Source organism: Ralstonia sp. Ralssp110 (genome assembly GCF_047325135.1).
Lineage (GTDB): Bacteria > Pseudomonadota > Gammaproteobacteria > Burkholderiales > Burkholderiaceae > Ralstonia > Ralstonia mojiangensis.
Window position 1 is genome coordinate 2,185,626 of record NZ_CP168610.1, and the last position, 24,257, is coordinate 2,209,882.

Annotated in this window: 24 protein-coding genes; 12 read left to right on the plus strand and 12 right to left on the minus strand. The window is 63.9% G+C overall.

Annotated elements, in window-relative coordinates; genetic code table 11:
• Positions 1–170 precede the first annotated feature (170 nt).
• From ACEN9T_RS19110 to ACEN9T_RS19125, 4 genes are read left to right on the plus strand one after another with little or no spacing between them, the layout of a single operon-like run.
• Positions 171–821: a tetratricopeptide repeat protein gene (locus ACEN9T_RS19110; protein WP_413706767.1), complete on the plus strand. Its 651-nt coding sequence runs from the start codon at positions 171–173 to the stop codon at positions 819–821.
• A 54-nt stretch (positions 822–875) separates the two neighbouring features.
• Complete coding sequence (locus ACEN9T_RS19115; RefSeq protein WP_413706768.1) at positions 876–1,457, plus strand: peptidylprolyl isomerase; 582 nt, start codon at positions 876–878, stop codon at positions 1,455–1,457.
• 29 nt (positions 1,458–1,486) lie between these two features.
• Positions 1,487–1,993 (plus strand): peptidylprolyl isomerase, encoded by a 507-nt coding sequence (locus ACEN9T_RS19120; RefSeq protein ID WP_024976009.1) that lies wholly within the window; start codon positions 1,487–1,489, stop codon positions 1,991–1,993.
• Positions 1,990–2,808 carry a UDP-2,3-diacylglucosamine diphosphatase gene (locus ACEN9T_RS19125; RefSeq protein ID WP_413706769.1) on the plus strand — a complete coding sequence of 273 codons (819 nt, stop codon included), beginning with the start codon at positions 1,990–1,992 and terminating at the stop codon, positions 2,806–2,808. Before ACEN9T_RS19120 ends, ACEN9T_RS19125 begins: the two co-directional genes overlap by 4 nt.
• Positions 2,809–2,830: 22 nt before the next feature.
• On the opposite strand, the gene cysE is transcribed toward ACEN9T_RS19125, so the two are convergent.
• Positions 2,831–3,577 (minus strand): serine O-acetyltransferase, encoded by a 747-nt coding sequence (gene cysE, locus ACEN9T_RS19130; protein WP_413706770.1) that lies wholly within the window; start codon positions 3,575–3,577, stop codon positions 2,831–2,833.
• A gap of 147 nt (positions 3,578–3,724) precedes the next feature.
• Positions 3,725–4,609 carry an RNA methyltransferase gene (locus ACEN9T_RS19135; RefSeq protein ID WP_413706771.1) on the minus strand — a complete coding sequence of 295 codons (885 nt, stop codon included), beginning with the start codon at positions 4,607–4,609 and terminating at the stop codon, positions 3,725–3,727.
• A 134-nt stretch (positions 4,610–4,743) separates the two neighbouring features.
• Here ACEN9T_RS19135 and ACEN9T_RS19140 point away from each other — a divergent pair, with 134 nt between their 5' ends.
• A complete protein-coding gene (locus ACEN9T_RS19140) occupies positions 4,744–5,556 on the plus strand; it encodes an inositol monophosphatase family protein (RefSeq protein WP_012435285.1) in 813 nt (270 codons plus the stop codon).
• Between the two features lie 62 nt (positions 5,557–5,618).
• On the opposite strand, the gene ACEN9T_RS19145 is transcribed toward ACEN9T_RS19140, so the two are convergent.
• Both ACEN9T_RS19145 and ACEN9T_RS19150 read right to left on the minus strand, forming a co-directional pair.
• A complete protein-coding gene (locus tag ACEN9T_RS19145; RefSeq protein WP_092971506.1) occupies positions 5,619–6,077 on the minus strand; it encodes a DUF2846 domain-containing protein in 459 nt (152 codons plus the stop codon).
• Positions 6,074–6,379, minus strand: a complete 306-nt coding sequence (locus ACEN9T_RS19150; RefSeq protein ID WP_413706772.1) for a hypothetical protein — start codon at positions 6,377–6,379, stop codon at positions 6,074–6,076. The genes ACEN9T_RS19145 and ACEN9T_RS19150 overlap by 4 nt, the downstream gene beginning before the upstream one ends.
• 428 nt (positions 6,380–6,807) lie before the next feature.
• Here ACEN9T_RS19150 and ACEN9T_RS19155 point away from each other — a divergent pair, with 428 nt between their 5' ends.
• Together ACEN9T_RS19155 and ACEN9T_RS19160 are read left to right on the plus strand one after the other, a co-directional pair.
• Complete coding sequence (locus ACEN9T_RS19155; RefSeq protein ID WP_413706773.1) at positions 6,808–7,512, plus strand: glutamine amidotransferase; 705 nt, start codon at positions 6,808–6,810, stop codon at positions 7,510–7,512.
• On the plus strand, positions 7,509–8,213 hold the full coding sequence (locus tag ACEN9T_RS19160) for an MOSC domain-containing protein (protein WP_413706774.1): 705 nt from the start codon (positions 7,509–7,511) through the stop codon (positions 8,211–8,213). The genes ACEN9T_RS19155 and ACEN9T_RS19160 overlap by 4 nt, the downstream gene beginning before the upstream one ends.
• Positions 8,214–8,225: 12 nt before the next feature.
• Here the strand turns inward: ACEN9T_RS19160 and ACEN9T_RS19165 are convergent, their stop codons facing one another.
• On the minus strand, positions 8,226–10,037 hold the full coding sequence (locus ACEN9T_RS19165; protein ID WP_413706775.1) for a methyl-accepting chemotaxis protein: 1,812 nt from the start codon (positions 10,035–10,037) through the stop codon (positions 8,226–8,228).
• A gap of 74 nt (positions 10,038–10,111) precedes the next feature.
• The gene (locus tag ACEN9T_RS19170) at positions 10,112–11,968 is read right to left on the minus strand and encodes a methyl-accepting chemotaxis protein (RefSeq protein WP_092971511.1); all 1,857 of its coding nucleotides are present in this window, start codon (positions 11,966–11,968) and stop codon (positions 10,112–10,114) included.
• A 238-nt stretch (positions 11,969–12,206) separates the two neighbouring features.
• Here ACEN9T_RS19170 and ACEN9T_RS19175 point away from each other — a divergent pair, with 238 nt between their 5' ends.
• The 3 genes from ACEN9T_RS19175 to ACEN9T_RS19185 all read left to right on the plus strand — a co-directional run bounded on the left by ACEN9T_RS19175 (position 12,207) and on the right by ACEN9T_RS19185 (position 16,927).
• Positions 12,207–13,103, plus strand: coding sequence for a LysR substrate-binding domain-containing protein (locus tag ACEN9T_RS19175; protein WP_413706776.1), 897 nt, complete (start codon positions 12,207–12,209; stop codon positions 13,101–13,103).
• A 97-nt stretch (positions 13,104–13,200) separates the two neighbouring features.
• A complete protein-coding gene (gene mutS / locus ACEN9T_RS19180; protein ID WP_413706777.1) occupies positions 13,201–15,846 on the plus strand; it encodes a DNA mismatch repair protein MutS in 2,646 nt (881 codons plus the stop codon).
• A gap of 4 nt (positions 15,847–15,850) precedes the next feature.
• A complete protein-coding gene (locus ACEN9T_RS19185; RefSeq protein ID WP_413706778.1) occupies positions 15,851–16,927 on the plus strand; it encodes a metallophosphoesterase in 1,077 nt (358 codons plus the stop codon).
• Between the two features lie 48 nt (positions 16,928–16,975).
• On the opposite strand, the gene ACEN9T_RS19190 is transcribed toward ACEN9T_RS19185, so the two are convergent.
• Complete coding sequence (locus tag ACEN9T_RS19190; RefSeq protein ID WP_092971515.1) at positions 16,976–17,503, minus strand: FKBP-type peptidyl-prolyl cis-trans isomerase; 528 nt, start codon at positions 17,501–17,503, stop codon at positions 16,976–16,978.
• A gap of 11 nt (positions 17,504–17,514) precedes the next feature.
• Between ACEN9T_RS19190 and ACEN9T_RS19195 the strand changes: the two genes are divergently transcribed.
• Positions 17,515–18,744, plus strand: coding sequence for a JmjC domain-containing protein (locus ACEN9T_RS19195; protein WP_413706779.1), 1,230 nt, complete (start codon positions 17,515–17,517; stop codon positions 18,742–18,744).
• A gap of 238 nt (positions 18,745–18,982) precedes the next feature.
• The gene (locus tag ACEN9T_RS19200) at positions 18,983–19,228 is read left to right on the plus strand and encodes a hypothetical protein (RefSeq protein WP_253536844.1); all 246 of its coding nucleotides are present in this window, start codon (positions 18,983–18,985) and stop codon (positions 19,226–19,228) included.
• Between the two features lie 156 nt (positions 19,229–19,384).
• Here ACEN9T_RS19200 and ACEN9T_RS19205 read toward each other — a convergent pair whose 3' ends face one another.
• The 5 genes from ACEN9T_RS19205 to ACEN9T_RS19225 all read right to left on the minus strand — a co-directional run bounded on the left by ACEN9T_RS19205 (position 19,385) and on the right by ACEN9T_RS19225 (position 24,255).
• Positions 19,385–20,170, minus strand: coding sequence for an MBL fold metallo-hydrolase (locus tag ACEN9T_RS19205; protein ID WP_413706780.1), 786 nt, complete (start codon positions 20,168–20,170; stop codon positions 19,385–19,387).
• 34 nt (positions 20,171–20,204) lie between these two features.
• Positions 20,205–21,401, minus strand: a complete 1,197-nt coding sequence (bamC, locus tag ACEN9T_RS19210) for an outer membrane protein assembly factor BamC (RefSeq protein ID WP_092971519.1) — start codon at positions 21,399–21,401, stop codon at positions 20,205–20,207.
• Positions 21,402–21,472: 71 nt separating this feature from the next.
• Positions 21,473–22,357: a 4-hydroxy-tetrahydrodipicolinate synthase gene (gene dapA, locus ACEN9T_RS19215; protein WP_413706781.1), complete on the minus strand. Its 885-nt coding sequence runs from the start codon at positions 22,355–22,357 to the stop codon at positions 21,473–21,475.
• A gap of 118 nt (positions 22,358–22,475) precedes the next feature.
• On the minus strand, positions 22,476–23,042 hold the full coding sequence (locus ACEN9T_RS19220; RefSeq protein WP_413706782.1) for a class I SAM-dependent methyltransferase: 567 nt from the start codon (positions 23,040–23,042) through the stop codon (positions 22,476–22,478).
• A 10-nt stretch (positions 23,043–23,052) separates the two neighbouring features.
• Positions 23,053–24,255 (minus strand): tryptophan--tRNA ligase, encoded by a 1,203-nt coding sequence (locus ACEN9T_RS19225; protein WP_092971522.1) that lies wholly within the window; start codon positions 24,253–24,255, stop codon positions 23,053–23,055.
• Between the last annotated feature and the right edge of the window lie 2 nt (positions 24,256–24,257).

Here is a 24,257-nt window from a genome sequence, read left to right on the forward strand (position 1 = left end):
TGCGGCGCCTGCAAAACTAGCGGCATATCTTACCGGAACTGCGCTGACGGGGCCGCCTGCCGGTACGCCTGGCATGCTCCCCGTCAAGAACCTTTCCTGGCGCGCACGGCCGCTGCTGCGCACAAAGACGGTTTGTTAGAATGCGGCGGAGTATAACGGAACCGATTCTCATGAACAGACCGCTGCGTCAGACCGCTGCAACCCTGGCTTGCCTGCTCGCCATGTCGGCGGCACCGGCCTTCGCCCAAACCGCCGGCTTTGCCTTGCCGGCCGATTTGATGCCCAGCACGCAGCAAGCGCCGCAGGTTGCGCGCCAGAAGCGCATCGACGAAGCGTTGGCCAAGAAGCAATACACCGAGGCGCTGACCGAGCTGGACAAGGATGTCGCCTCCCAGCCGCGCAACGCGCAGGCACGCTTCCAGCGCGGCGTGGCACTTGCCGGCCTGGGCCGCGCCGATGATGCCATCGTCGCCTTCAGCCAGATGACACAGGACTTCCCGGAACTGCCCGAGCCTTATATCAATTTGGCTGCGCTGTATGCCGAGCGCGGCGAACTGCTCCGCGCCCGCGACAGCCTGATCATGGCGAACCGCGTGGCGCCGGAGAATGCGATGGCGCAATCCAACCTGGGTGACGTCTACGTCCGCCTGGCCGCGCAGTCGTATCAGAGTGCGATCAAGCTGAACCCGAAGAACGCCACCGCGCGCGCACGCCTGGATGCCCTGCCCGATCTGCCCGGCGTGCACCCTGCGTCCAAACCCGCCACGACCACGCTGCCCGCAGCCAGCGGCGTGGGCGCCAAGCCGGCGAAGCGTCAGTAAGAAGAAGACGCGGCCGATCCTGCTTTTCCCACCCCAAGTTCTCTCTTTCTGACCATGCTCCGTATTCGCTCCCTCTTCGCCGGGCTCGTGTGTGCACTGGCCGTGACCGCCACCGCAGCCACGGCAGCCACCGCATCCGCACCGCGTGTCCAGTTCAAGACGTCAATGGGTAACTTCACCGTTGAGGTGTATCCGGACAAGGCGCCCAAGACGGTCGCCAACTTCCTGCAGTATGTGAAGGATGGCTTCTATAAGGGCACGATCTTCCACCGTGTGATGGACGGCTTCATGATCCAGGGCGGCGGCTTCACGGCCGACATGAAACAGAAGGACACCCGCCCGCCGGTCGAAATCGAATCGAAGAACGGCCTGAAGAACGACAAGTACACGATCGCCATGGCCCGCACCATGGACCCGAACTCCGCCACCGCGCAGTTCTACGTGAACGTGGTGGACAACAACATGCTCAACTACCCTGGTCAGGACGGTTACGGCTATACCGTCTTCGGCAAGGTGGTTGATGGCACCGACACCATCGACAAGATCAAGGCGGTGGAAACCACCACGAAGTTCCCGCACCAGAATGTGCCTGTGAAGCCGATCCTGATTGAATCGGCCACCGTCGTCTCCAAATAACGCTTTTTGCCCCACCCAAGGAATTCACCATGACCCAAGTCAAGCTGCACACCAACCACGGCGACATCACCCTGGCCCTGGACGCCGAGAAGGCACCCAAGTCGGTCGCCAACTTCGTCGCCTATGTAAAGGATGGCCATTACAACGGCACGGTGTTCCACCGCGTCATCAAGGGCTTCATGATCCAGGGCGGCGGCTTCGAGCCGGGCGAGAAGATGAACCAGAAGCCCACGAAGGCTCCGATCGACAACGAAGCCAACAACGGCCTGAAGAACGAACGCGGGGCCATTGCCATGGCACGCACCAACGATCCGCACTCGGCCACGGCGCAGTTCTTCATCAACACGGTCGACAACGACTTCCTGAACCACACGTCGCCGACGCCGCAAGGCTGGGGCTACGCCGTGTTCGGCAAAGTGACCGAAGGCATGGACGTCGTCGACAAGATCCGCTCGGTGCGCACGGGCAACCGTGGCTTCCACCAGGACGTGCCGATGGAAGACGTGATCATCGAAAGCGCTGAAGTGATCGAATGATTGACGCAGCGCACGCCTCACAGGCATCCGCGCTGAAGACACCGGTCCGGGTTTCCGCGCCGGTGTTTTTTATTTCGGATCTGCACCTGACGGCCAGCATGCCGGCCACCGCCGCCGCGTTCGAGCGCTTCCTGCGCACGCGCGCCCGCGAGGCCCGCACGCTCGTCATCCTGGGTGACTTCTTCGAATACTGGGTCGGCGATGAAGAATTGGCTGATCCGTTCCACCAGCACATCGCCAACCTGCTCGCTGAAGTTGCAGCGGGCGGCACGCGCGTGCTGTTCATGCACGGCAATCGCGACTTCCTGCTCGGCAAGCGTTTCTTGAAGGCTGCGCATGCCACGCTGCTGCCCGACCCCACGGTGCTGGAAGCGGATGATGGCCAGCGCATCGTGCTCGCCCACGGCGACGCCCTCTGCACGCGCGACACGGCCTACATGCGTTTTCGCCACTGGACGCGCAAGCGCTGGGTGCAGCGGATATTCCTGACGATGCCGCTGCGCTGGCGGCTGAAGATCGCGCAAAAGATGCGCGCAGAGAGCGAAGCTGGCCGCGCCATGTCTGCCAATGTCGCCGGCGAGCCGCGCGCCGCCGCGATGATGGGCGACGTCGCACCCGAAGCGGTAGACGCGTTGCTCAAGGCATCCAATACATCCACGCTCATCCACGGCCACACGCACCGCCCGCAATTGCATCACGAGCCGAGGGGCAGCCGCTGGGTACTTTCCGACTGGGATTTCGATCAGGAGCAACCGCGCGGCAGTTTTCTGAAACTGCAAGACGGCGCGCTCACGGTCGAGCAAGTGACGACATAAGCTGTCGCCACCGGCCCTTTGCTTACTTGAGCATCCGCTTCAGCTCGCTCGCATCGAACGGATCGTTCGGCGAGTTCTCCAGGTGCGCGCCCAGTCGATCAAGCGCAGAAAGAATCGACTCGATACGCTCCTGCTGAAGCTCGCTGTGGTCGATCAGCCGCTTGAGCGCCAGCGATACCGGATCATCCGCATCCGGCGTAATGCCATACGCGGAAAACTCCTGCTTGAGCGCGGACCGGGCCTCGGTAGCGACATCGCGTTCGATGATGCGCGCCGGAATGCCAACCGCCGTTGCGCCCGGCGGCACCGGCTTAAGCACGACCGCGTTGGACCCAACACGCGCGCCATCTCCGATGACAAAACCGCCGAGCACCTTGGCGCCCGCGCTCACCACCACGCCCTTGCCGAGCGTCGGGTGCCGCTTGGCCCCCTTGTAGAGCGACGTGCCGCCCAGCGTGACGCCCTGGTAGATCGTGCAGTCGTCACCGATCTCGGCCGTCTCGCCGATCACGACACCCATGCCGTGGTCGATGAACACGCGCCGGCCAATTGTCGCGCCGGGGTGGATCTCGATGCCGGTGAGGAAGCGGCCAAGGTGCGAGAACCACCGCCCCAGCAATCGGAACCCGCCGTACCAACACGCATGGGCAACCCGGTGGACGATGATGGCGTGAAGACCTGGGTAGCAGGTCAGCACTTCCCAGCGGCTGCGTGCGGCCGGGTCTCGCTCCATGATGGCGCCGATATCTTCGCGAATGCGTGTGAACATCTTGAGGTGCGTGGATCGTTATATCTATATGCGCAACGCGCTGAGGGCAGTGTAAGGCATTGCCTTACCGCGCTGCGGCAAGGGTTTTAACCAGACATGCGGGGGATGCCGCCCCGCTTGCTCAACAACGGGTGGCTTTCAGGGCGGTCAGCGACAGTCGTCGGCTGCGCCGGTGGGCGGCGTGGCAGCTTCGGCGTGGCGGCCGAGCATACGCTTGGCGATCCCGCGCAGGATGTTGACCTCTTCGGCCTCCAACTGCGTGCGGGCAAACAGACGCCGCAGGCGCGGCATCAGCTTTTTCGGCTGGGCGGGGTCGAGAAAACCGATCTCAACAAGGCCCTGCTCCAAATGTTCGAACATCCCGTCGATCTGCTCGGCGGTGGCCGGTTCGCCAACAAAGCCGACGCCCTCCATGCGGGTGTCCCCCGTGCCAGTGCCGGCCAGCAGCGCCATACGCACTTCGTACGCAATCAACTGCACCGCCTGCGACAGGTTCAGCGAGGCATACGCCGGGTTGGCTGGAATGTGCGTGACCACATGGCAGCGCTCCACCACCTCGTTGGGCAACCCGAACCGCTCATTGCCGAAGACGAAGGCGACGGTGGTGTCCGGCGCGGCCAGCAGTGCGGCCACTTCTTCTGCAGCGGCACGCGGGCCGATGCGGCGCGGCCCGAATTCGCGCGGGCGGGCGGTGAGCGCAATGGTGAGCGAGGCACCGACCAGCGCCTCGCCAATGTCGTCGACCACGCGGGCGGCGGCCAGCACATCATCGGCGCCGCTTGCCATGGCAACGGCATCGGCGTGGCATTGGGCGTCCGCCTCGCGGGGGCGTACGAGCACGAAGCTGCCGGGCTCGCCGAACCCCATCGTCTTGAGCGCACGTGCCGTGGAGCCGACATTGCCGGGGTGGCTGGTCTCGACCAGCACGAAACGACACCGCGCGGCGCGCTGGCGCAGCGTTTCCGGGTCGGTAGGAGTTGTGTTCGACGTGCTCATTGGCGCAATTCGCGGGGCGCCTGGGGCGGGGTTCATATACAATACGGCCACTCTTTTGACGGCGGGCAGGATCGCGAGATTGGCCCGCCGCTCGTTCTTCTACAATTCGTTGTGTTGTTTCGCCTGCGGCCGCTTCCGAAAAATCGGCGCGCCAGGCGCGGAGATCCCACATGCATCCGATGCTCAATATCGCCGTCCGGGCTGCTCGCAAGGCCGGCACCGTCATCAACCGCGCGTCCTTCGACGTCGATAGCCTGCGCACCGAGCGCAAACAACACAACGATTTCGTCACCGAAGTCGACCGCGCAGCTGAAGCGGCGATCATCGAAGTCATCAAGACTGCCTACCCCGATCACGCGATTCTAGCGGAAGAGTCCGGCCAATCCTGGGCCGACGGCGAAACCGCCAGCGAAAACGTCTGGGTGATCGACCCGCTGGACGGCACGACCAACTTCATCCACGGCTTCCCGCAATATGGCGTCTCGATCGCACTGATGCAGCGTGGCGTCGTCACCCAGGCCGTGGTGTACGACCCGACGCGCGACGAACTATTCACCGCCTCCAAGGGCGCCGGCGCGTTCCTGAACAACCGCCGCATCCGCGTCACGCGCCGCGACAAACTGGCCGACTGCCTGATCGGGACGGGCTTCCCGTACCGCGATCTGGAAGGCCTGTACGACTACACCCGTCTGTTTGCGACCATGACGGAAAACTGCGCTGGCCTGCGTCGCCCCGGCGCCGCCGCACTGGACCTCGCCTACGTTGCCTGCGGCCGCCTCGACGGTTTCTTCGAGCAGGGCCTGAGCAAATGGGACATGGCCGCCGGCTCGCTGCTCGTGACGGAATCGGGCGGTCTGGTGGGCAACTACACCGGCGAATCTGGCTACCTTGACCAGGGTGAAATCCTGGCGGGCAACCCTAAGGCCTTCGTGCAGATGATCAAGATCACCTCGCCGTTCTCGCGGTCGAAGGCTGAGGCTTGATCGCTGCCAACCGGTAGCTGCCAATAAAAAAGCCCGCGCGAAGCGGGCTTTTTTCTTCCAGCTTACTTCTTGGCGACCGGCGGCTGATTGGGCGCAAAGCTCAACGACGGCAGTTCGGCCTGTGCCTTTTCCGGGGTTTCAAGCTCTGGCACCACGCGGCCGACAATCAGACCCAGCGACGGCGACGTGCGCACGTACTTTGTCTCACCGGCGTCCAGTGCGAAGCTCAGCGTCTTCTCGGTCTCGGTGGCTGTTGACACGACATACTTGCCAGCCGGACGGTCAACGAAGAAGAAGCCGCCCGGTTTGGATTGGCCAATCACTTCGCTGTTCAGCTTGATGTCCGGCTGCAGTGCCGCGCCGATCAGCGACGACGAGCGGAAGAAGTACACGCGTCCCTCATCCTGCTTGAGCGTCGGAATCGACGAAGCCATCTCGGAATACTTCACGCCTGACGCGCAACCCGCCATCAGAACGGTGATACCGATGGCCGAAGCCAATGCGCGCAAAACTCCCTTCATTTTGATTCTCCTGTTGTGATGGATACAGCTGTGGAAAGCGGGGAGTACGCCTGCTCGCCGGGCAGGTAAAACCCGACCAGACGTTGACTGGCAATCACGAGGTAGGCTTCGTGAACCTGCCGGCCTTCAATGGTGAAGATCGTACCGACTGGGCGGTAGACAGCGCCTTGCGACAGCGTCCCCACGCGCTGCCAGTTGGAGCCGGCCGCAAGCGTGCGCGTATAGCCGGTCTCCAGGCGGATCTCCGTTGCCGATTTCAGTTGAATCCGCGATGGACCCGTCGCGTTGTCGGTGGACAGCATGGCTGGCGCGGTAGATATCATCGGCGCGCACGCGCTCAGGCAAGCCATGGCAATGCACGCCACGGCCCAATGCAGCATTGGCTTTCGCACAACTCCCTCCAGAATCTTTTTATCGGTACCGAGGCGGCACTCTGTGGGGAGCGATCTTAATGAGATGACGTGACACTGACATCCCCTCAAACCGGGTTTTTCGTGGGGGTTGCAATGCACGTTGCTAACAACCGATATAAGCGACGCTTAGTCCGCAGGTTAACGCCGCGCCGCCGAGGCCTTTCGTGTTGCGCGCGGAGGAGTCCGCCACCGAGGCATCGCCAAGCGTGGGGCCCAAGGCGCTAATGTCGCAAGACAAATCCTCGCCAGCCGCACGGCTTTTGCGAGCCGCGCCCCTCATTCACAATGTGCTTCGCCTCCAACCGTCATCGCCTGCCATGAAAACCGCCCTCGCCCTGCGCCACGTTCCGTTCGAGCATCTCGGCATCCTGCAGCCGCTGCTGGAAGGGCGCGGCTACACCGTTCGCACCGTGGACGTGGGCGTGCAGCCCGTGCCCACAGACGACATGGCCGCGGCCGATTTGCTGATCGTGTTGGGCGGGCCAATCGGCGCATATGACGATGCAACGTATCCGTTCGTGGGCGATGAAGCCGCCGCCATTGCGCGGCGACTGGCCGCATGCAAGCCATTGCTTGGGATCTGCCTGGGGGCGCAGTTGATGGCGCGGGCACTGGGCGCGGCGGTCAAGCCGATGGGCGTGAAGGAGATCGGCTTTGCGCCCATCACGCTCACGGCCGAAGGGGCAGACTCGCCGCTCGCGCCGCTCGCAGACGGCACGCCGGTGCTGCACTGGCACGGCGACCGGTACGACTTGCCGCCGGGCGCGCGGCGGCTGGCATTCACGACAGTTTGCGCAGAGCAAGCCTTCGCCATTGGCAACCACGCCCTGGGGCTGCAATTCCATCTGGAGGCAAATCTGGAGGAGCTGGAAGCGTGGCTAATCGGGCATGCGGCGGAACTCGGTGCGGCAGGCATCGACCCACGCGCGCTGCGTACGCAAGTGCCGGCGATTGCGGGGCGCCTGTCGCAACGCGCGCGCGAAGTCTTCAACGCCTGGCTGGATCGCGCGGAGGCTGCATGACGCTGCCCGACCCCATCCGCATCGATGCCCTCCTCACCGGGCGCGCTGTCGACTACACGCGCCCTGGCTCGCGCAGCGCCATCGATAAGCGCCCCGTGAGCGGCGTGGTGAAGGTGGACATCAACGGCATTGTCGGTGACGAGCAAGGCGATCTGCGTGTGCACGGCGGCCCCGACAAGGCGATTCACCACTACCCGTTCGACCACTACGCGGCTTGGCAAGCGGACATCGGCGCGCAGCCCGTGCTCGCACAGCCCGGCGCCTTTGGCGAGAACCTGAGCACGACGGGCATCACCGAAGTGGACATCTGCGTGGGTGATCGCCTGCGAGCGGGCAGCGTAGTGCTGGAAGTGTCGCAACTGCGTCAGCCGTGCTGGAAGCTGAACGACCGTTTCAATGCGCGCGACATGGCACGCCGGGTGCAAAACACAGGGCGCACGGGTTGGTACTACCGGGTGTTGGAAGGCGGCACACTGCGCGCGGGCGATGCGCTCGAATGGCTCGAGCGCCCATGGCCGCAATGGCCGCTAGCGCGCGTGCTCGACGTGCTTTACCGCAACATGCTCGATCGTGCAGCGCTGGCCGACATGCTGACGCTGCCGCTCACGCCGTCATGGCAGAAACTTGTTGAGGGTCGCCTCGCACGCGGCGAGGTGGAAAGCTGGGCCAAACGCATCGATGGCCCAGCACTTGATGCCTGAGCTCTCAACCGATCAGAACGTTTCCCAATCGGCGTCGGAACCGCCACTGGCCACGGCCAGAGGTTGCTTGCGGGCAGGAGCAGAAACGGCAGTGGCAGGCGCGACCGGCGCAGACGCCGCTGGCTGAGCAGCGACCTTCGCTTCAAGCTTGCGCGCAACCGCGCGCGCGGGCTTGGCGGCGCTAACTGACTTTGCCGCGGCCTTGGCAGCGGGCTTGGCGACCTTCTCAAGTTTCTGCGCGGCCGTCGCAGGGGTCTCTGCCCCGTCCAACCGGAACTGCGACACCACCTGCGAGAGGTTCTGCGCCTGTTCTTCGAGCGATTGCGCGGCGGCAGCCGCCTGCTCGACCAGCGCGGCGTTCTGCTGCGTCACCTGCTCCATCTCTGTTACGGCCTGGCCGATCTGCAGGATGCCCTGCGTCTGCTCGGCCGATGCCGAAGCAATGTCTTCAACGATATTGGCGACGCGGCGTACGGCCTCAACCGTCTCGGTAATGGTCTCGCCGGCCTGCGCGACTTGCGTGTGGCCCGCTTGCACGCGCGATACCGAATCGTCGATCAGCGTCTTGATTTCCTTGGCAGCGGCAGCACTGCGCTGAGCCAGCGCGCGCACCTCGCCAGCCACCACGGCAAAGCCGCGGCCCTGCTCGCCAGCGCGAGCGGCTTCCACGGCAGCGTTGAGGGCCAGGATGTTGGTCTGGAACGCAATGCCATCAATCACGCCGATGATGTCGGCCATCTTGCGCGAGCCCGCGCTGATATCGTCCATAGTGGCCACCACGCCGCGCACCACGTCGCCGCCGCGCGAAGCCAAGTCAGCCGCGTTCGACGCCAGCGCGCTGGCTTGGCGAGCGTTCTCGGAATTGTTGGTGACGGTGGAGGTCATCTGCTCCATGCTGGCGGCGGTCTTCTCCAGCGAGGCCGACTGCTGCTCGGTACGCGAGGACAGATCAAGGTTGCCGCTGGCGATTTCGTGCGCGCCGGTGTTGACCGAATCCGAGCTGTTACGCACCTGACGCACGGTGTTCACCAAGCTCTCGCGCATGCGGCCCACGGCAGCCAGCAGGCTGCCCAGCTCATTGCGCCCACCCGTTTTGACGTGAACGGCCAAATCGCCTTCGGCCACGCGACTGAGTACAGTCACCGCTTCGTTGAGCGGCGTGATCACGAAGGCCTTGAGGCCGTAGAACACCACCACGATCAACGCGAGCGCCATGGCGATACCGAGCGCGACGAACTTCAGGATCGTTTCATAGCGCGAGCGGCCATTGTCAGCCTCGTCCTTGGACAGCTTCTTGACGAGCTGCTGGAAATTCTCGATCTGCACCGACCAGGCCGCACCGGTATCGGTCACGTCCTTGTAGTTGATCGGGGCATAGGCTGCGGCATCACCGGCGCGCAGGGCCGCAAGGGCGCGCTGCACGGCTTCGATGTGCGTCTGTGCGGCCTGGACGATTGCCTGGCGCAGCGACTCGTCAACACCTTCGATGGGCGGCGCATTCTTGAACGCCTCCACCTGTTCGATGGACTTCTTCAAGCCTTTCTCCGAGCTGGCCAGCGCAGCCGTCTTGGCCGTTTCATCCATGTTCTCGCGCAACACGCTGTACAAGCGCGACATGCCGGTGCGCGCGCGCTGCATGTCCTTGTACGCGTCATTCAACAGCATGCTGCGGTCGGAAATCTCATGCACGCGCTCGGTGGCAGCGTTGGTGGTGCGCAAAGCCAGCACACCCACCGCCGCCCCGACCACGATCATCAGTGCAAAGGTGATCAGAATCGCCAGCAGGCCAGCGCGCACGCTGGTGTTCTTCAAAATGCGGTCCATCTTGTCTCCGGAATCCGGGCAGGCAAGCACGCGATTGCGCGCGTCAAATCAACGAGGTGAAAGTCAGTCGCGGGTCAGAACGTTTCCCAGTCCGAATCATCTCCGGCGGCCACCAGCGGCCTCGCTTTGGTCAGGCTTGCCGGTATGACTGCCGGTGCGGGCGCACTCTTCTCGGCCTGGGAGACCGGCTTGGCCGCCGCCTTGCGCAGCACAGGCGGCTTGCGTGAGGTCAGCCTGGGCTTGGCGGCATCGGTGCTCGGCTTAGCGGCATCGCGGCGCGGCGCTTCGTTCTTGGGTGCTACCGGCGCTGCAATTGCGACCGGCTTGACCGGCGCAACCACTGGCTCAACCTTGGCGACCATGGCTGGAGCACGGAGCGCATGTGTATCGAGGCGGAATTGCGCCACCACCTGCGTCAGGCTCACCGCCTGCTCTTCGAGCGATTGCGCGGCTGCGGCGGCTTCCTCCACCAGTGCGGCGTTCTGCTGGGTCGCGTCATCAAGCTGCGTGACGGCGTGGCTGACTTCTTCAATACCCGAGCGCTGCTCCTGGCTGGCGGACGAAATCTCGCCAACGATGTCGGTCACGCGCTTCACGCTCGCAACAATCTCGCGCATGGTCGTGCCGGCCTCTTCCACCAGCGCGCTGCCCGCATCCACGTTGACGACGGAATCGTCGATGAGCGCCTTGATCTCCTTGGCGGCAGCGGCACTGCGCTGCGCAAGGCTGCGCACTTCACCGGCCACTACGGCAAAACCGCGGCCCTGCTCACCGGCGCGGGCGGCTTCCACCGCGGCATTCAGCGCGAGGATGTTGGTCTGGAAAGCGATGCCGTCGATCACGCCGATGATGTCGACGATCTTGCGCGACGACGCGTTGATCGAGCCCATGGTTTCCACCACGCGCGTCACCACATCACCGCCGCGCACGGCCACATCCGAAGCGGACGCGGCCAGTTGGTTGGCCTGCTGGGCGTTGTCGGCGTTCTGCTGCACGGTCGACATCAGCTGTTCCATGGCCGAAGCCGTTTCTTCGAGCGAGCTGGCCTGCTGCTCGGTGCGCGACGACAGATCGAGGTTGCCGCTGGCGATCTCGCGCGTGGCGGTGCCAATGGTTTCCGAAGCGCCCTTGATGCGGCCGATGGTCTGCACCAGCGCGCCGCGCATGCGGCTCATGGCGTAGAGCAGGCTGTGGTTGTCATCGGCACGGGTGGCGATCTCGACGGTCAAGTCGCCGCCGGCGATGCGATTGGCCACATCGGCTGCGTAGGCAGGGTCCCCGCCGAGCGTGCGCTGCAGGCCGCGGTTCGCGATGCCGCCCAGCAACACCAGCAAGCCGCCCACCAGCACCAGCAGGCCGCCCGTCTGGTACAGCGAAGTCATGAATGCGGCATTGATGTCGTCCATGTAGACGCCGGTCGAGAAGACCCAGTCCCACGGCTCATAGCGCATTGCAAAAGCCGTCTTGGGCACCGGTTCCGTGCCACCGACCTTCGGCCAGACGTAGCTGGTGAATCCGCCCTTGGGATCTTTGGCCGCGTTGGTCAGGCCCATGTAGACCGCATTGCCTTGCGCATCCTTGAAGCCGGATTGGTCCTTGCCGATGAACTCGGGCTTGATCGGGTGCATCACCACCACGTTGTTGGAGCTCGTGATGGTGAAGTAACCGTCCTTGTCGTAGCGCAGCGCCTTGAAGCGGTCGAGCGCCTCCTTCTGCGCGGCGTCTTTGGTCAACGTACCGTTCTTGGTCAGGTCGTCGTACTGCTTGGCCAGGTTCATGGCCATGGTCGTCACGCTGACGAGGTTGTTCTTGCGCTCCTCCACGCGGATCTCACGCGCCTGATACGCGTTGAATACCGAGATCAAGGTCAGCGCGACAAGGCTGATGACCAACGGCAGCCAAAGCTTTTGGCGAAAGCTGAGCTTGCTCATTCCAGAGTCTCCGGATGCGGAGCCGCGAGGCGCCGTTTGCGCAAATGCGGTTCCGCTATGGTTTTAGGGGTCCGGATGGTCTATCGGCAGGCGGAGCGCCAATCTTGAGGGGGCACACCCGCGCGAGAGCCGGCCGCGGTGCATTTGCACCCGTGCAGAGCGGACACCGCCGGCAGCGATCTTTGCAAATGGCGCCACATTAGGCAGAATTCTTTTGATCTGGAATTGACAATAAGCGATGAAAACCACGCTCGAAGAACTGCTTGCCTTTCGCACCGTGGTCGACACGGGCTCCGTTACGGCCGCCGCCGAGCAACTCGGCCAGACCGTGTCGGGCGTAAGCCGTGCACTGCGCCGGCTGGAAGAGAAGCTGGGCACCACCCTGCTGTCGCGCACCACACGGCGGCTGTCGCTCACCGACGAGGGCGCGACATTTCTGGCGCGGGCGCGCAGCATCCTCGCCGCCGTCGACGAGGCCGAGGAGCAGATGGCCCTGCGCCGCCAGCAGCCCGCAGGCCGTCTGCGCATCAACGCTGCCATGCCGTTCGTGCTGCATGTGGTGGCGCCGCTGGTGCCGGACTTCCGCGCGCAGTATCCGCAGATCGAACTGGAGCTGAACACCGACGACCTGATCATCGATCTGCTGGAAGAAGACACCGACGTGGCGATCCGCATCGGCCCGCTACGTGACTCCACCCTGCGGGCGCGGCTGCTCGGCACGCGGCAGCTTCGCGTGCTGGCAAGCCCCGCCTATCTGAAAGCGCACGGCCGGCCACGCAACGTGGATGACCTGCAGAAGCACGTCCTGCTCGGTTTCGGGCAGCCGGAATCGCTGAACCAATGGCCCCTGCGCGGCCCGCACGGCGACCGGTTGCGCATCGAACCCACGCTCAAGGCGTCCAGTGGTGAAACGCTGCGGCAGCTCGCGCTCCAGGGCGTCGGCATCGTCTGCCTGGCTGACTTCATGAGCGCTGAAGACCGACGCACGGGCGATCTCGTACAGGTGCTGCCGGATGCCACGGTCGAGGTGCTGCAGCCGATTCACGCGGTGTATTACCGCAACACGCAGTTGGCTTCGCGGATCGCGTGCTTTCTCGACTTTCTCGAAGCCCGGCTCACCGACGATGGACGGTGAAGCCGCATCGCGGGTGTGCAACAATTGCGCGATTCAACACCTTCCGCGCGCGGCCTGATCGGATCACATCGGGCGGCGCGCTGCGCTTTGAGCACTCATGGCTGAACACTCCGCTCCGGTTCTGGAGATCGACCCGAAATACGGCCCTTTCGACAAGCACACCCCGATGATGCAGCAGTACCTTCGCTTGAAGGCTGGGCATCCGAACACGCTTGTCTTCTACCGCATGGGCGACTTCTACGAGCTCTTCTTTGAAGACGCCGAAAAAGCCTCGCGCCTGCTCGACATCACGCTCACCGCACGCGGCAGTTCCAATGGGCACCCGATCCGCATGGCGGGCATCCCGTTCCACGCTGCCGAGCAATACCTCGCCAAGCTGGTCAAGCTGGGCGAATCGGTTGCCATCTGCGAGCAGATTGGTGACCCCGCCACCGCCAAGGGACCGGTCGAGCGCAAGGTCGTGCGCGTCGTCACACCGGGCACCTTGACGGACGCCGCGCTGCTGTCCGACAAGGTCAACAACCATCTGCTGGCCATCGCGCACCTGCCTGGCAAACGCGGCACGGCGCCGCTGATCGGTCTGGCGTGGCTCAACCTCGTCGGCGGCGAACTGCGCGTGATGGAATGCAGCCCCGACCAGCTCGACCGCGAACTCGAACGCATCCGCCCCGCCGAAGTGCTGGCCGACGATGCGACGCTCAACACCATCCAGGTGGATGTCGCCCGCACGCGCTTGCCCGACTGGCACTTCGACGTGGAAGCCGGCACCCGCCGCCTGCGCGAACAACTCGGCGTGGCGAGCCTCGTCGCCTTTGGCGCGGAAACGCTAACGGCCGCCTTGGCGGCTGCTGGCGCGCTGCTGAATTACGCAGCGGCCACGCAAGGCCAATCGCTGCGCCACGTGATCGGCCTGACCGTCGAGCATGAAAGCGAATTCATCGGCCTGGACACCGCCACGCGCCGCAACCTGGAGCTGACCGAGACGCTGCGCGGGCAGGAATCGCCGACGCTGTTCTCGCTGCTCGACACCTGCGCGACCAGCATGGGCAGCCGCCTGCTGCGCCACTGGTTGCATCATCCGCTGCGGGGTCGCGCCGTGCCTCAAGCGCGTCAGCAAGCGATTGAAGTGCTGCTCGGCAGCGATTGGCAAACGTTGCGGGCAACGCTGCGCACGCTGTCGGACGTGGAGCGCATTACAGGGCGGCTGGCGCTGCTGTCGGCGCGGCCGCGCGATCTGTCGTCCTTGCGTGACACGTTGGCGCGCCTGCCCGAGATTCGCGAAGAACTGCCGCAGAGTGACGCGGCTCCGCTGCTGACCGAGCTGTACGCCGCGCTCAGCTTGCCCGAAGACGCCCACGCCCTGCTGCAGCGCGCCGTGATGGCCGAGCCGGCGGCCATGGTGCGCGACGGCGGCGTCATCGCCCGCGGCTACGACGCCGACCTCGACGAGCTGCGCGACATCTCGGAAAACTGCGGCCAGTTCCTCGTCGATCTGGAAGCCCGCGAGCGCGAGCGCACCGGTATCGCCAATCTGCGCGTCGAATACAACCGCGTGCACGGCTTCTACATTGAGGTCACCAACGGCCAGGCCGCCAAGGTTCCGGACGATTACCGCCGCCGCCAGACGCTGAAGAACGCCGAGCGCTACATCACGCCCGAGCTGAAGGCGTTCGAAGACAAAGCGTTGTCCGCGCAGGACCGTGCCCTGTCGCGCGAGAAAGTCCTCTACGAAGAGTTGCTGCAGAAACTGCTGCCGCATCTGGCCGAGTTCAAGCGCATTGCGGCCGCGCTGGCGCAGGCCGATGTGCTGGCAACGCTCGCCGAGCGTGCGCACGCGCTGTCGTGGTCGCGCCCCATGCTGACCGATGCACCGGGCATTGAGCTGACGCGCGCACGCCATCCCGTGGTCGAACAGCAAGTCGAACAGTTCGTCGCCAACGACTGCATGCTGCAGGAGGCGCGTAAGCTGTTGCTGATCACCGGCCCAAACATGGGTGGTAAATCGACCTTCATGCGGCAAACCGCGCTGGTTGTGCTGCTCGCCTACGTGGGCGCATTTGTGCCGGCGGAAGCGGCCGTCATCGGCCCGATCGACCGCATCTTCACGCGCATCGGCGCCGCCGACGATCTGGCGGGCGGCCGTTCGACCTTCATGGTTGAAATGACCGAGGCCGCTGCCATCCTGCACCGCGCCACACCCAACAGCCTCGTGCTGATGGACGAAATCGGACGCGGAACGAGCACGTTCGATGGCTTGGCGCTCGCCTGGGCGATTGCGCGCCACCTGCTGTCGCACAACCGCAGCCACACGCTGTTCGCCACGCACTATTTCGAGTTGACGCAACTGCCGCAGGAGTTTGCTCAGGCTGCCAACGTGCACCTCTCCGCCGTCGAACATGGTGATGGCATCGTTTTCCTGCATGCCGTGCAGGACGGTCCGGCAAGCCAGAGTTACGGCCTGCAGGTCGCGCAGTTGGCGGGCGTGCCGCAGCCGGTCATTCGCGCCGCACGCAAGCGGCTCGCGTGGCTGGAGCAGCATTCCGCCGACACCGGCGCCACGCCTCAGTTGGACCTGTTCGCACTCGCTGCGGATACGCCCATCGACGATGAAGACGACGACGCCGAAGCACCCGACAGCGCACTGACGGAGGCACTCGCCGGGATCGATCCCGATGACATGACGCCGCGTGAAGCGCTCGAAGCGCTGTACCGGCTCAAGGCGCTGGCGAGCCCATCCGCCTGACCCGATGACCCGGCCCGGCGCAGCTTCCCGCATGCTTCCATGCATCGCCTTGGCACTGGCGGTGCTGCTGCCGGGGGCTGCGCTGGCGGCGTCCAAGACCGCAAAGTCCGCAAATGACGCGCCGTCCGCCTTCGCCTTCACGGTCATCGGCAACGTTCCCGAACGCCCCGAAGATGTCGCGACCGTGCGCACACTGCTCGACACCATCGACGCCGAACATCCGGCCTTCGTCGTTCACCTGGGCAACCTCAAGGGCCGCGATGAATCGTGCTCCGACACGCTGCTCGAAGCGCGTCATGACCTGCTCGACAGCCTGATAGCGCCCGTCATCTACATCCCCGGCGACCACGACTGGAGCGACTGCCAGCGCCCCGCCGCCGGCAGCTTCGACCCGGTGGAACGCCTGTTGCGCCTGCGCGAGCTGTTCTACCCAGACGACAACACGCTCGGCCAGCGCACCATGACCGTCATGCGCCAGTCCGATCAGGCCAAGTTCCGCAGCTACCGCGAAAACACGCGTTGGACGATGAGCGACGTGCTGTTCGTCACCCTCAACGTGCCTGGCGACAACAACAACTACAAGATCGCGGGCGGCCGCAACGGCGAATACGAAGATCGCCTCGAAGCCAATCGCCAATGGTTAGCGCGCGCCTTTGCCGTCGCACACCAACGCAAGATGGCCGGCGTGGTCATCATGATGCAGGCCGATCCGCTTTTCGAAGACGGGTGGGAACGGCGCCGTGCGCCCAACCTGCTTGACGGCTTGCTGCGTCGGCGTTCGCATGACGGTTACCTGGCACTCAAGCGCCAGTTGCGAACGCTCACGCGCGACTACGACGGTGCCGTCCTACTCATCCACGGCGCCAGCCAGACCTTCATGCTCGACCGCCCGCTCAAGGACGAAGACGGGCGCCCGGACTCGCACGTCATGCGCGCACGCACTTATGGTTCGCCAGTGCTCGATCGCTGGCTGGAAGTGTCCGTCACGCCGGGCCGCACGCCGCTGTTCCATATCCGCAGCCGCCGTCTCGACAACACTCCCGCGCCGGCGTCGGAAATCACGCCAGCGCCGGTGCAATAAAAAACGGGAGCCGAAGCTCCCGTTCTCGCATCTCGATGGACTTGCCGATCAGTGCAGCGTGTGCGGCTTGTCGTCGTCTTCATCCTCGTCCACGACTTCGAGGCCGTTTTCACCGTGCACGTGGCCGTGCTCGATTTCTTCAGCCGTAGCTTCGCGAACTTCAGTAACCCGCAGCTCGAAGCGCAGCGCCATGCCGGCCAGCGGGTGATTGCCGTCCAGCACAACCTTGTCTTCCGCCACGTCGGTGACGGTGTAGACGATGGCATCTTCCTCGTCGCCATCTTCGGGCACGCCTTCGAACTGCATGCCAACTTCGAGCGGCTCCGGAAAGCGATCACGCGGCTCGATCTTGATCAGTTCTTGATCGTAGTCACCGAAGGCGTCATCCGGCTCAAGCTGCAGTTTTGTCTCGAAGCCTTGCTCCTGGCCGTCCAGCGCTTCCTCGATCTTGGGGAACGTGCCATCATAGCCGCCGTGCAAATACACCATCGGCTCATCGGATTCCTCGATGACGTTGCCCTGCGCGTCGGACAGTTTGTAAGCCACCGACACCACCGTATTCTTCGCGATTTTCAATTGCGCACTCCATGAACGAAGTCCCATTATACGCTGCCGATGGCGGCGTCCAACCCGCCCTTCCGATAGAGCGTCCGGCGCAACTCCTTGGCGGGCTTTCGCCGCGCGACTTCATGCGCACGCACTGGCAGAAAAAGCCTCTGCTGATCCGGCAAGCACTCTCTCCGGAAGAGATGCGTGCACTGCACTTTCCACTATCACCAGAACGTGTACTTGCCCTGGCTGCGCGTCCCGACGTCGAGTCCCGCCTGATTGCGCAATCGCGCGGGCGCTGGTCGTTCAACCACGGCCCCTTTGACGAACGTCCGCTGCCTTCCCGCAAGACGCGCAACTGGTCGGTGCTTGTGCAAGGCGCAAACCTCGTCGAGCCGGCAGTCGAGGCGCTCATGCAGCGTTTCCGATTCATTCCCGACGCGCGGCTCGATGACGTGATGATCAGCTTCGCCACCGACGGCGGCGGCGTTGGCCCGCACTTCGATTCGTACGACGTGTTCCTGCTGCAGGCCCATGGCAAACGCCGCTGGCGCATTTCCGCCCAGGACGATCTCACGCTCGTCCCCGATCTACCGCTCAAAATCCTGGCCAACTTCCAGCCTGAAGAGGAATTTGTGCTCGAGCCCGGCGACATGCTGTATCTGCCCCCGCACTACGCACACGATGGCGTAGCCGAGGGCGACTGCATGACGTACTCGATTGGTTTCCGCTCACCCTCGTACCGTGAACTGGCCGGCCACTTCTTGGGCTTCCTGTCGCAAACGCTGGAAGACGATCCCAACTTCGAAGGCCGTTACGCCGACCCCGAACAGAAACCCACGGCCCGCCCCGGCGAGCTGCCCGCTGCCATGGTCAAGGCGCTTGCTCAGAAGCTCAACGCATTGCGCTGGACGCCCGAACTCGTCGGTGAATTCCTCGGCGCGTACCTTTCCGAGCCAAAGGATCACGTCGACTTCGTCACGCAGCCCCGGTTGCCACTCGCCCGCTTCACAGCCCGGGCGCGCAAGGAAGGCATCGTGCTCGACGCCCGCACGCAGGCACTGTATGACGCGCACCGGTTCTGGATCAACGGCGATACGTTCGAGCCTTCGGGAACGCTGCTTGCGTGGCTCTCCGCGTTGGCGGACGCACGTCGTGCAAGCGGTGCTTCTGTTGATGCGGCGGCCGGCTTACCGGATCTGATGGATACGCTGCATGCATGGTACGAAGAAGGCTGGCTTAGGCTGGCCGGCCCCGCGCAGCGATAATTCCGCGCTGAAACAGATCGTTACAAAAGCGTCTGAATCGCACGTGCGTCAGCCCCGACTCCGCTACACAGGGTAGGTAAAGCTCGCTATAATCCGACGCTAGCTTGCAGGCCGAGCAGCCCTCGTGCGACTTGGCTGCCAGCATAGAAGAAGGTGTAGTACCTGAGCGATAATTACCGGTAATTATTCATCGCCTTTCTGTTGTCCGCTTTCCATATTCAGTTTAAGGATCGAAAAAATGAAAAAGTCTCTCCTGATCGCCTCGCTGATGGCTGCTGTGGCTCTGGCTGCTTGCGGTAAGAAGGAAGAAGCTGCTGCTCCGGCCGCCGCTCCGGAAGCTTCGGCTCCGGCCGCTGCCGCTCCGGCTGCTTCGGACGCTGCTGCTGCTCCCGCTGCTTCGGACGCTGCTGCTGCTCCAGCTGCCTCGGACGCTGCTGCATCGGCTCCGGCTGCTGACGCTTCGGCTCCGGCTGCTAAGCAATAATCGCGTTTCTCGCGAGACAAAAAAGCCGACCTCCGGGTCGGCTTTTTTCATGAGCGCAATCTGGCGCTGGAGCATTCTGGCTGCAACTCCGTGGCCCATCCGCCATTCAAAGTTGTTTCTGAATCTTACAAGCCGTTTCGATCGAACCTAGCGCCCTCAAACGGTGCGCCAGAGCAGCCCCTCTTCCTGATCCGCAATCGGCACGTCTTCCACACTAGCTCCCAGGGGCACGGCGATCGCCTCAGCAGCCAATAACGGCGTGTTGTTCTGCTTGGACAGATGCGCAGCCACCACCGTATGCAACGCGTCGTGGCGCACGCGCGTGAGGATTGCGGCGGCGATGTCATTGGCCAGGTGGCCAAAATCTCCACCGATACGACGCTTCAATGACCACGGATAGGCTGAATTGGCCAGCATCTCCCGGTCGTGATTGCATTCGAGTACGAGGGCATGCATGCCCACTAGACGGGTGCAGAGGTATTCCGTCGACATGCCGGCATCGGTCAGCACACCCAGGCGCCTCGCACCGTCATTGAAAACAAACTGCAGCGGCTCGCGCGCGTCGTGCGGCACGGTGTACGGCAATATCTGCAGATCGCCGACACAGAACATATCGTCGGCGCGGCAGAAGCGCACTGCCGCCCGGTCGGCGCCGCGCAGGCTTTCCGTGGCGCGATACGTGCCGTGGCTGGTCCAGACGGGGATATTGAATTTGGCGGCAACCGCATAGGCGCTGCCAACGTGATCGCTATGCTCGTGCGTGACGAGGATGGCGTTGAGGGATTCCGGCGTACAGCCCAAGCGTTCGAGCCGCCGAACGGTCTCGCGGATACCGAATCCGCAATCCAGAAGAATGCGCGTGCACGTCGCTCCGCTCGAGGATTCGACGAGCAGCGCATTCCCTTCACTGCCACTGCCAAGGCTGGCGAATTTCAGTGTCATCGCCCACCCAGGCAGCCGTACTGCATGATGCCGATTACCGCAGTTGCTCGTCGAGCAGCGACAGGATGCGCTTGCCGATGTCGCCGGTCTGCGCCGAGCCATCGTCGTTCTGCACCAGAACCGTCGACGACGTGCCCGCGTCCTTCACAACTACGCGGTAACGCTTGGCGCGCTTGAGGTCTTCAATCTTCGTGCCCGAGAACAGGCGCGAGAAGAAGCCCGGTGCGTTGGCTTCAGCACGCGTATCAGCATAGCGGACGAAGTACACGCCTTGCGAGCGGTCGCGATCATCCACGGTGAAGTTCACGCGGTCCAGTGCCAAGCCCACGGTACGCCAAGCGCGATCGAAGGGCTCCGGCACCTGCAGGACCGGCTGGCCATTCGATTGCGTCAGCAACGACGGGCCGGTACGCGGCGCCGGTTCAGCCTTCGTGCCGTCTTGCACCGGGTGCGCAGCCTGTGTTTGCGCAAGCTTCTGCTGCGCAGCTTCCTTGCTGGCGCCCAGACGCTGCATCAGGCGCGAGAGGAATTCCGCTTCGAGTTCCGGATCGGCTGGACGCGGCGTCCACACGGTCTGGTCCTTGGACGAACCGACCAGTTGTTCCTGGGCGCCGCGATGCGAGATGTAGACCTCGACCGAACCATTCGGACCCTTCTCAATGCGGGTGCGGAATTTGTCGCGCTCCGACGTCGAGTACAGGCCATCGAACACCTTGCCTACAGTGCGGCGGATGATGTCCTGCGGAATCTTCGCCCGGTTCTCCGCCCAGTCGGTTTCCATGATGCCGGTCTCGGGCGAGTCGATCACCAGCAGGAAGCCGAGTTCTTGCCAGAACGTACGCAATTGCGGCCACAGGGCGTCCGGCGTGGTCTTCACGACAAGCCAGCGCTGATTGCCATCGCGCTCGATGCGCATGTCAGACACGGCGGGCAGCACGTTGTCGGTGCCCGAACCAGGCGTCGTGACCTTGGGCGCAGTCGACGTGTAGGCCGAGAGCGTGGTCGTGCCCGTATCAGGCGCGGCATAGCGGCGGTCAGCCTGGATGCCGGTCAGGTCGGGCGGGACTTCAAGCGTCGGACCCTTCTTTGCCTGCGATTTGTAATCGATGCGGTCCGGCTGCATCACCTCATTGACGGTATCGCAACCGGAAATCAGGGCAACCGACAGCGCGGCCAGCAACAGTTGAGCGGACGTCGCCACAGCCCCGCGACGGGTTTGGTGCAGTTTCATTGACTTGCGATCCTTCAGATGAGAACGATGGCTTAAGGGCCCAGAAGCGTCTGGAGGGGACCTTGAAACAATCAGGAGAGCAGCCCGGCATCCTTCAGGGATGCGCGCACAACCTCGTGATACTGGGATGCCAGCGGCGTCAACGGCAGGCGAATGCCGCCTTCCATCTTGCCCATGGCCTGGAGCGCCCACTTGACGGGAATCGGGTTCGACTCCACGAACAGATTCTTGTGCACCGACAGCAGTTGCATATGAATACGGCGAGCCGTTTCCACGTCGCCGCGCATGGCGGCTACGCACAGCTCGTGCATGGCGCGCGGCGCTACGTTGGCCGTCACGGAAATGTTCCCGTGGCCCCCCAGCAGCATCAGCGCAATGGCCGTCGGGTCATCCCCGCTGTAAATCTTGAACGAGTCCGGAGCGCCCTTGATGAGGTGTGCGGCGCGGTCAATGTTGCCGGTGGCTTCCTTCACGCCGATGATGCCCGGCACTTCGGCCAGACGCAGCATGGTTTCGACCGTCATATCGGCCACCGTGCGGCCCGGCACGTTGTACAGGATGACAGGCAGATCAACCGACTCGGCCACCTTGCGGAAGTGCAGGTACATCCCTTCCTGCGTCGGCTTGTTGTAGTACGGCACGACCTGCAGGGAGGCATCTGCGCCGACCTGCTTTGCGTAGGCCGTCAGCTCGACCGCCTCAGTTGTGGAGTTGCCGCCGGTGCCTGCAATGATGGGGACGCGCTTGCTGGCCTGCTCGACCGCCACGCGGATCAACTCACGGTGCTCTTCGACCGACACCGTCGGCGATTCACCGCTGGTGCCGACGATCACGATGCCGTCGGTGCCTTCGGCGATGTGCCAGTCGATGAGCTTGCGCAGGGACGGAAAATCAAGGCTGCCGTCCTCGTGCATGGGCGTGACGATGGCGACGAGACTGCCGGAAATCTGGATCATGGTTTCGAAAGCAGACAAAAGCGTGAACGTAAACAGTCGGATTGTACCGGATCGTCAGAACGGATTCGCCACATCTGAGACCCGCCAAGAGACGGGTAAGCCGCCGTCCTCAGCAACTTCAAAGTGCGTAGCGCGGCGCAACCGACCCGGCCGGCTCGCGAACTGCGCAAACCCGCTGCATGTAAGCTTCTCGGGGTGACTCGAGAAAGCCATCCTCGTAGCCAATTACCCGCAACTGGCCGCGCACGGCGTCGAGCAGTTCGCCGGGCGCCAGCAGGAACGCAGGATTGGACGGCTTCCCGACGGTTTCGTTTCCGACGGCAAAGGTTTCGTAGATCAGGCGGCCGCCCGGCGCGACGGCCGCCAGCAAGCGCGGCCAGAGCGGTCGGTGCAAGTAATTCGTGACGACGACGGCATCGAAAGTGGCACCGGCGGGCAACGGCCACGGGTTCCCTTCGATGTCGGCGACGATGGTTTGGGCGATGCCCGCCAGGCCCGAAAGCGCCGCCGCATCGCGGTCGATGCCCGTCACCTGCAGGCCGCGTGCAGCGAGCCAACGTACGTGGCGGCCGCTGCCGCAAGCCACATCCAGAACGGAGGTGCCGGCAGGCAGTTCAGCCGCCCAACGCGCCACCCACGGCGATGGCGCAGCCAGCGTGTGCGGATCCAATGCGACAGCAGACATCACCGGCCCATCAGCTATACGTCAGACCCATCGCCTCGCGCACCTCCCGCATGGTCTCTTGCGTGACCTTGCGAGCGTTGTCGCAGCCATCGGCGATGATGGCGCGCAGCAGGGACGGATCGTCCATGTATTTCTGCGCGCGTTCGAGCATCGGCTGCTGTTCGCGCAGAATGCCCTCGATCACGGGTTGCTTGCACTCCAGGCAGCCGATGCCGGCGCTGCGGCAGCCCTTCTGCACCCATTCTTTCGTGTCGGCGTCGGAGTAGACCTGGTGCAATTGCCAGACCGGGCACTTGTCCGGGTCGCCTGGATCAGTGCGGCGCACGCGGGCCGGGTCGGTCGGCATGGTGCGGACCTTTTTCTCGACGGTTTCCTTGTCCTCGCGCATGCGGATCGTGTTGCCGTACGACTTGGACATCTTCTGGCCGTCGAGACCCGGCATGCGGGAAGCCTCGGTCAGCAGCACCTGCGGCTCAGGCAGGATGATCTTGCGGGCACCTTCCAGGTAGCCGAACAGGCGTTCGCGGTCGCCCATTGAAAGGCTCTGCGACTCGGCCAACAGCGCGCGCGCCTGCTCCAGAGCCTCGTCTTCGCCACGCTCCTGGTACGCGGTGCGCAGTTCCAGATACAGCTTGGCGCGCTTGCCGCCGAGCTTCTTGGCCGCTTCCAGCGCTTTCTCCTCGAAGCCCAGCTCGCGGCCATAGAGGTAGTTGAAGCGGCGGGCAACTTCGCGCGTCATCTCGACGTGCGGCACTTGGTCTTCGCCGACCGGGACAAAACCGGCGCGGTAGATCAAGATGTCGGCGGCCTGCAGCAGCGGGTAGCCGAGGAAGCCGTAGGTGGAAAGGTCCTTCTCCTTGAGCTTCTCGATTTGATCCTTGTATGTCGGCACGCGCTCAAGCCAGCCTAGCGGTGTGCCCATCGAGAGCAGGAGGAACAGCTCGGCGTGCTCGGGCACACGGCTCTGGATGAACAGCGTGGCCTGTGTCGGATCGACGCCGGCAGCAAGCCAGTCGATCAACATTTCCCACACCGATTCCGCGATCACCTCGGGCGACTCGTAGTGCGTGGTCAGCGCATGCCAATCGGCGACGAAGAAGAAGCACGGGTACTCGGCTTGCAGCCGGACCCAGTTTTTCAGGACGCCGTGGTAATGCCCCAGGTGCAGAGCACCGGTCGGACGCATGCCGGAGAGAACGCGGTCAGGAAACATGT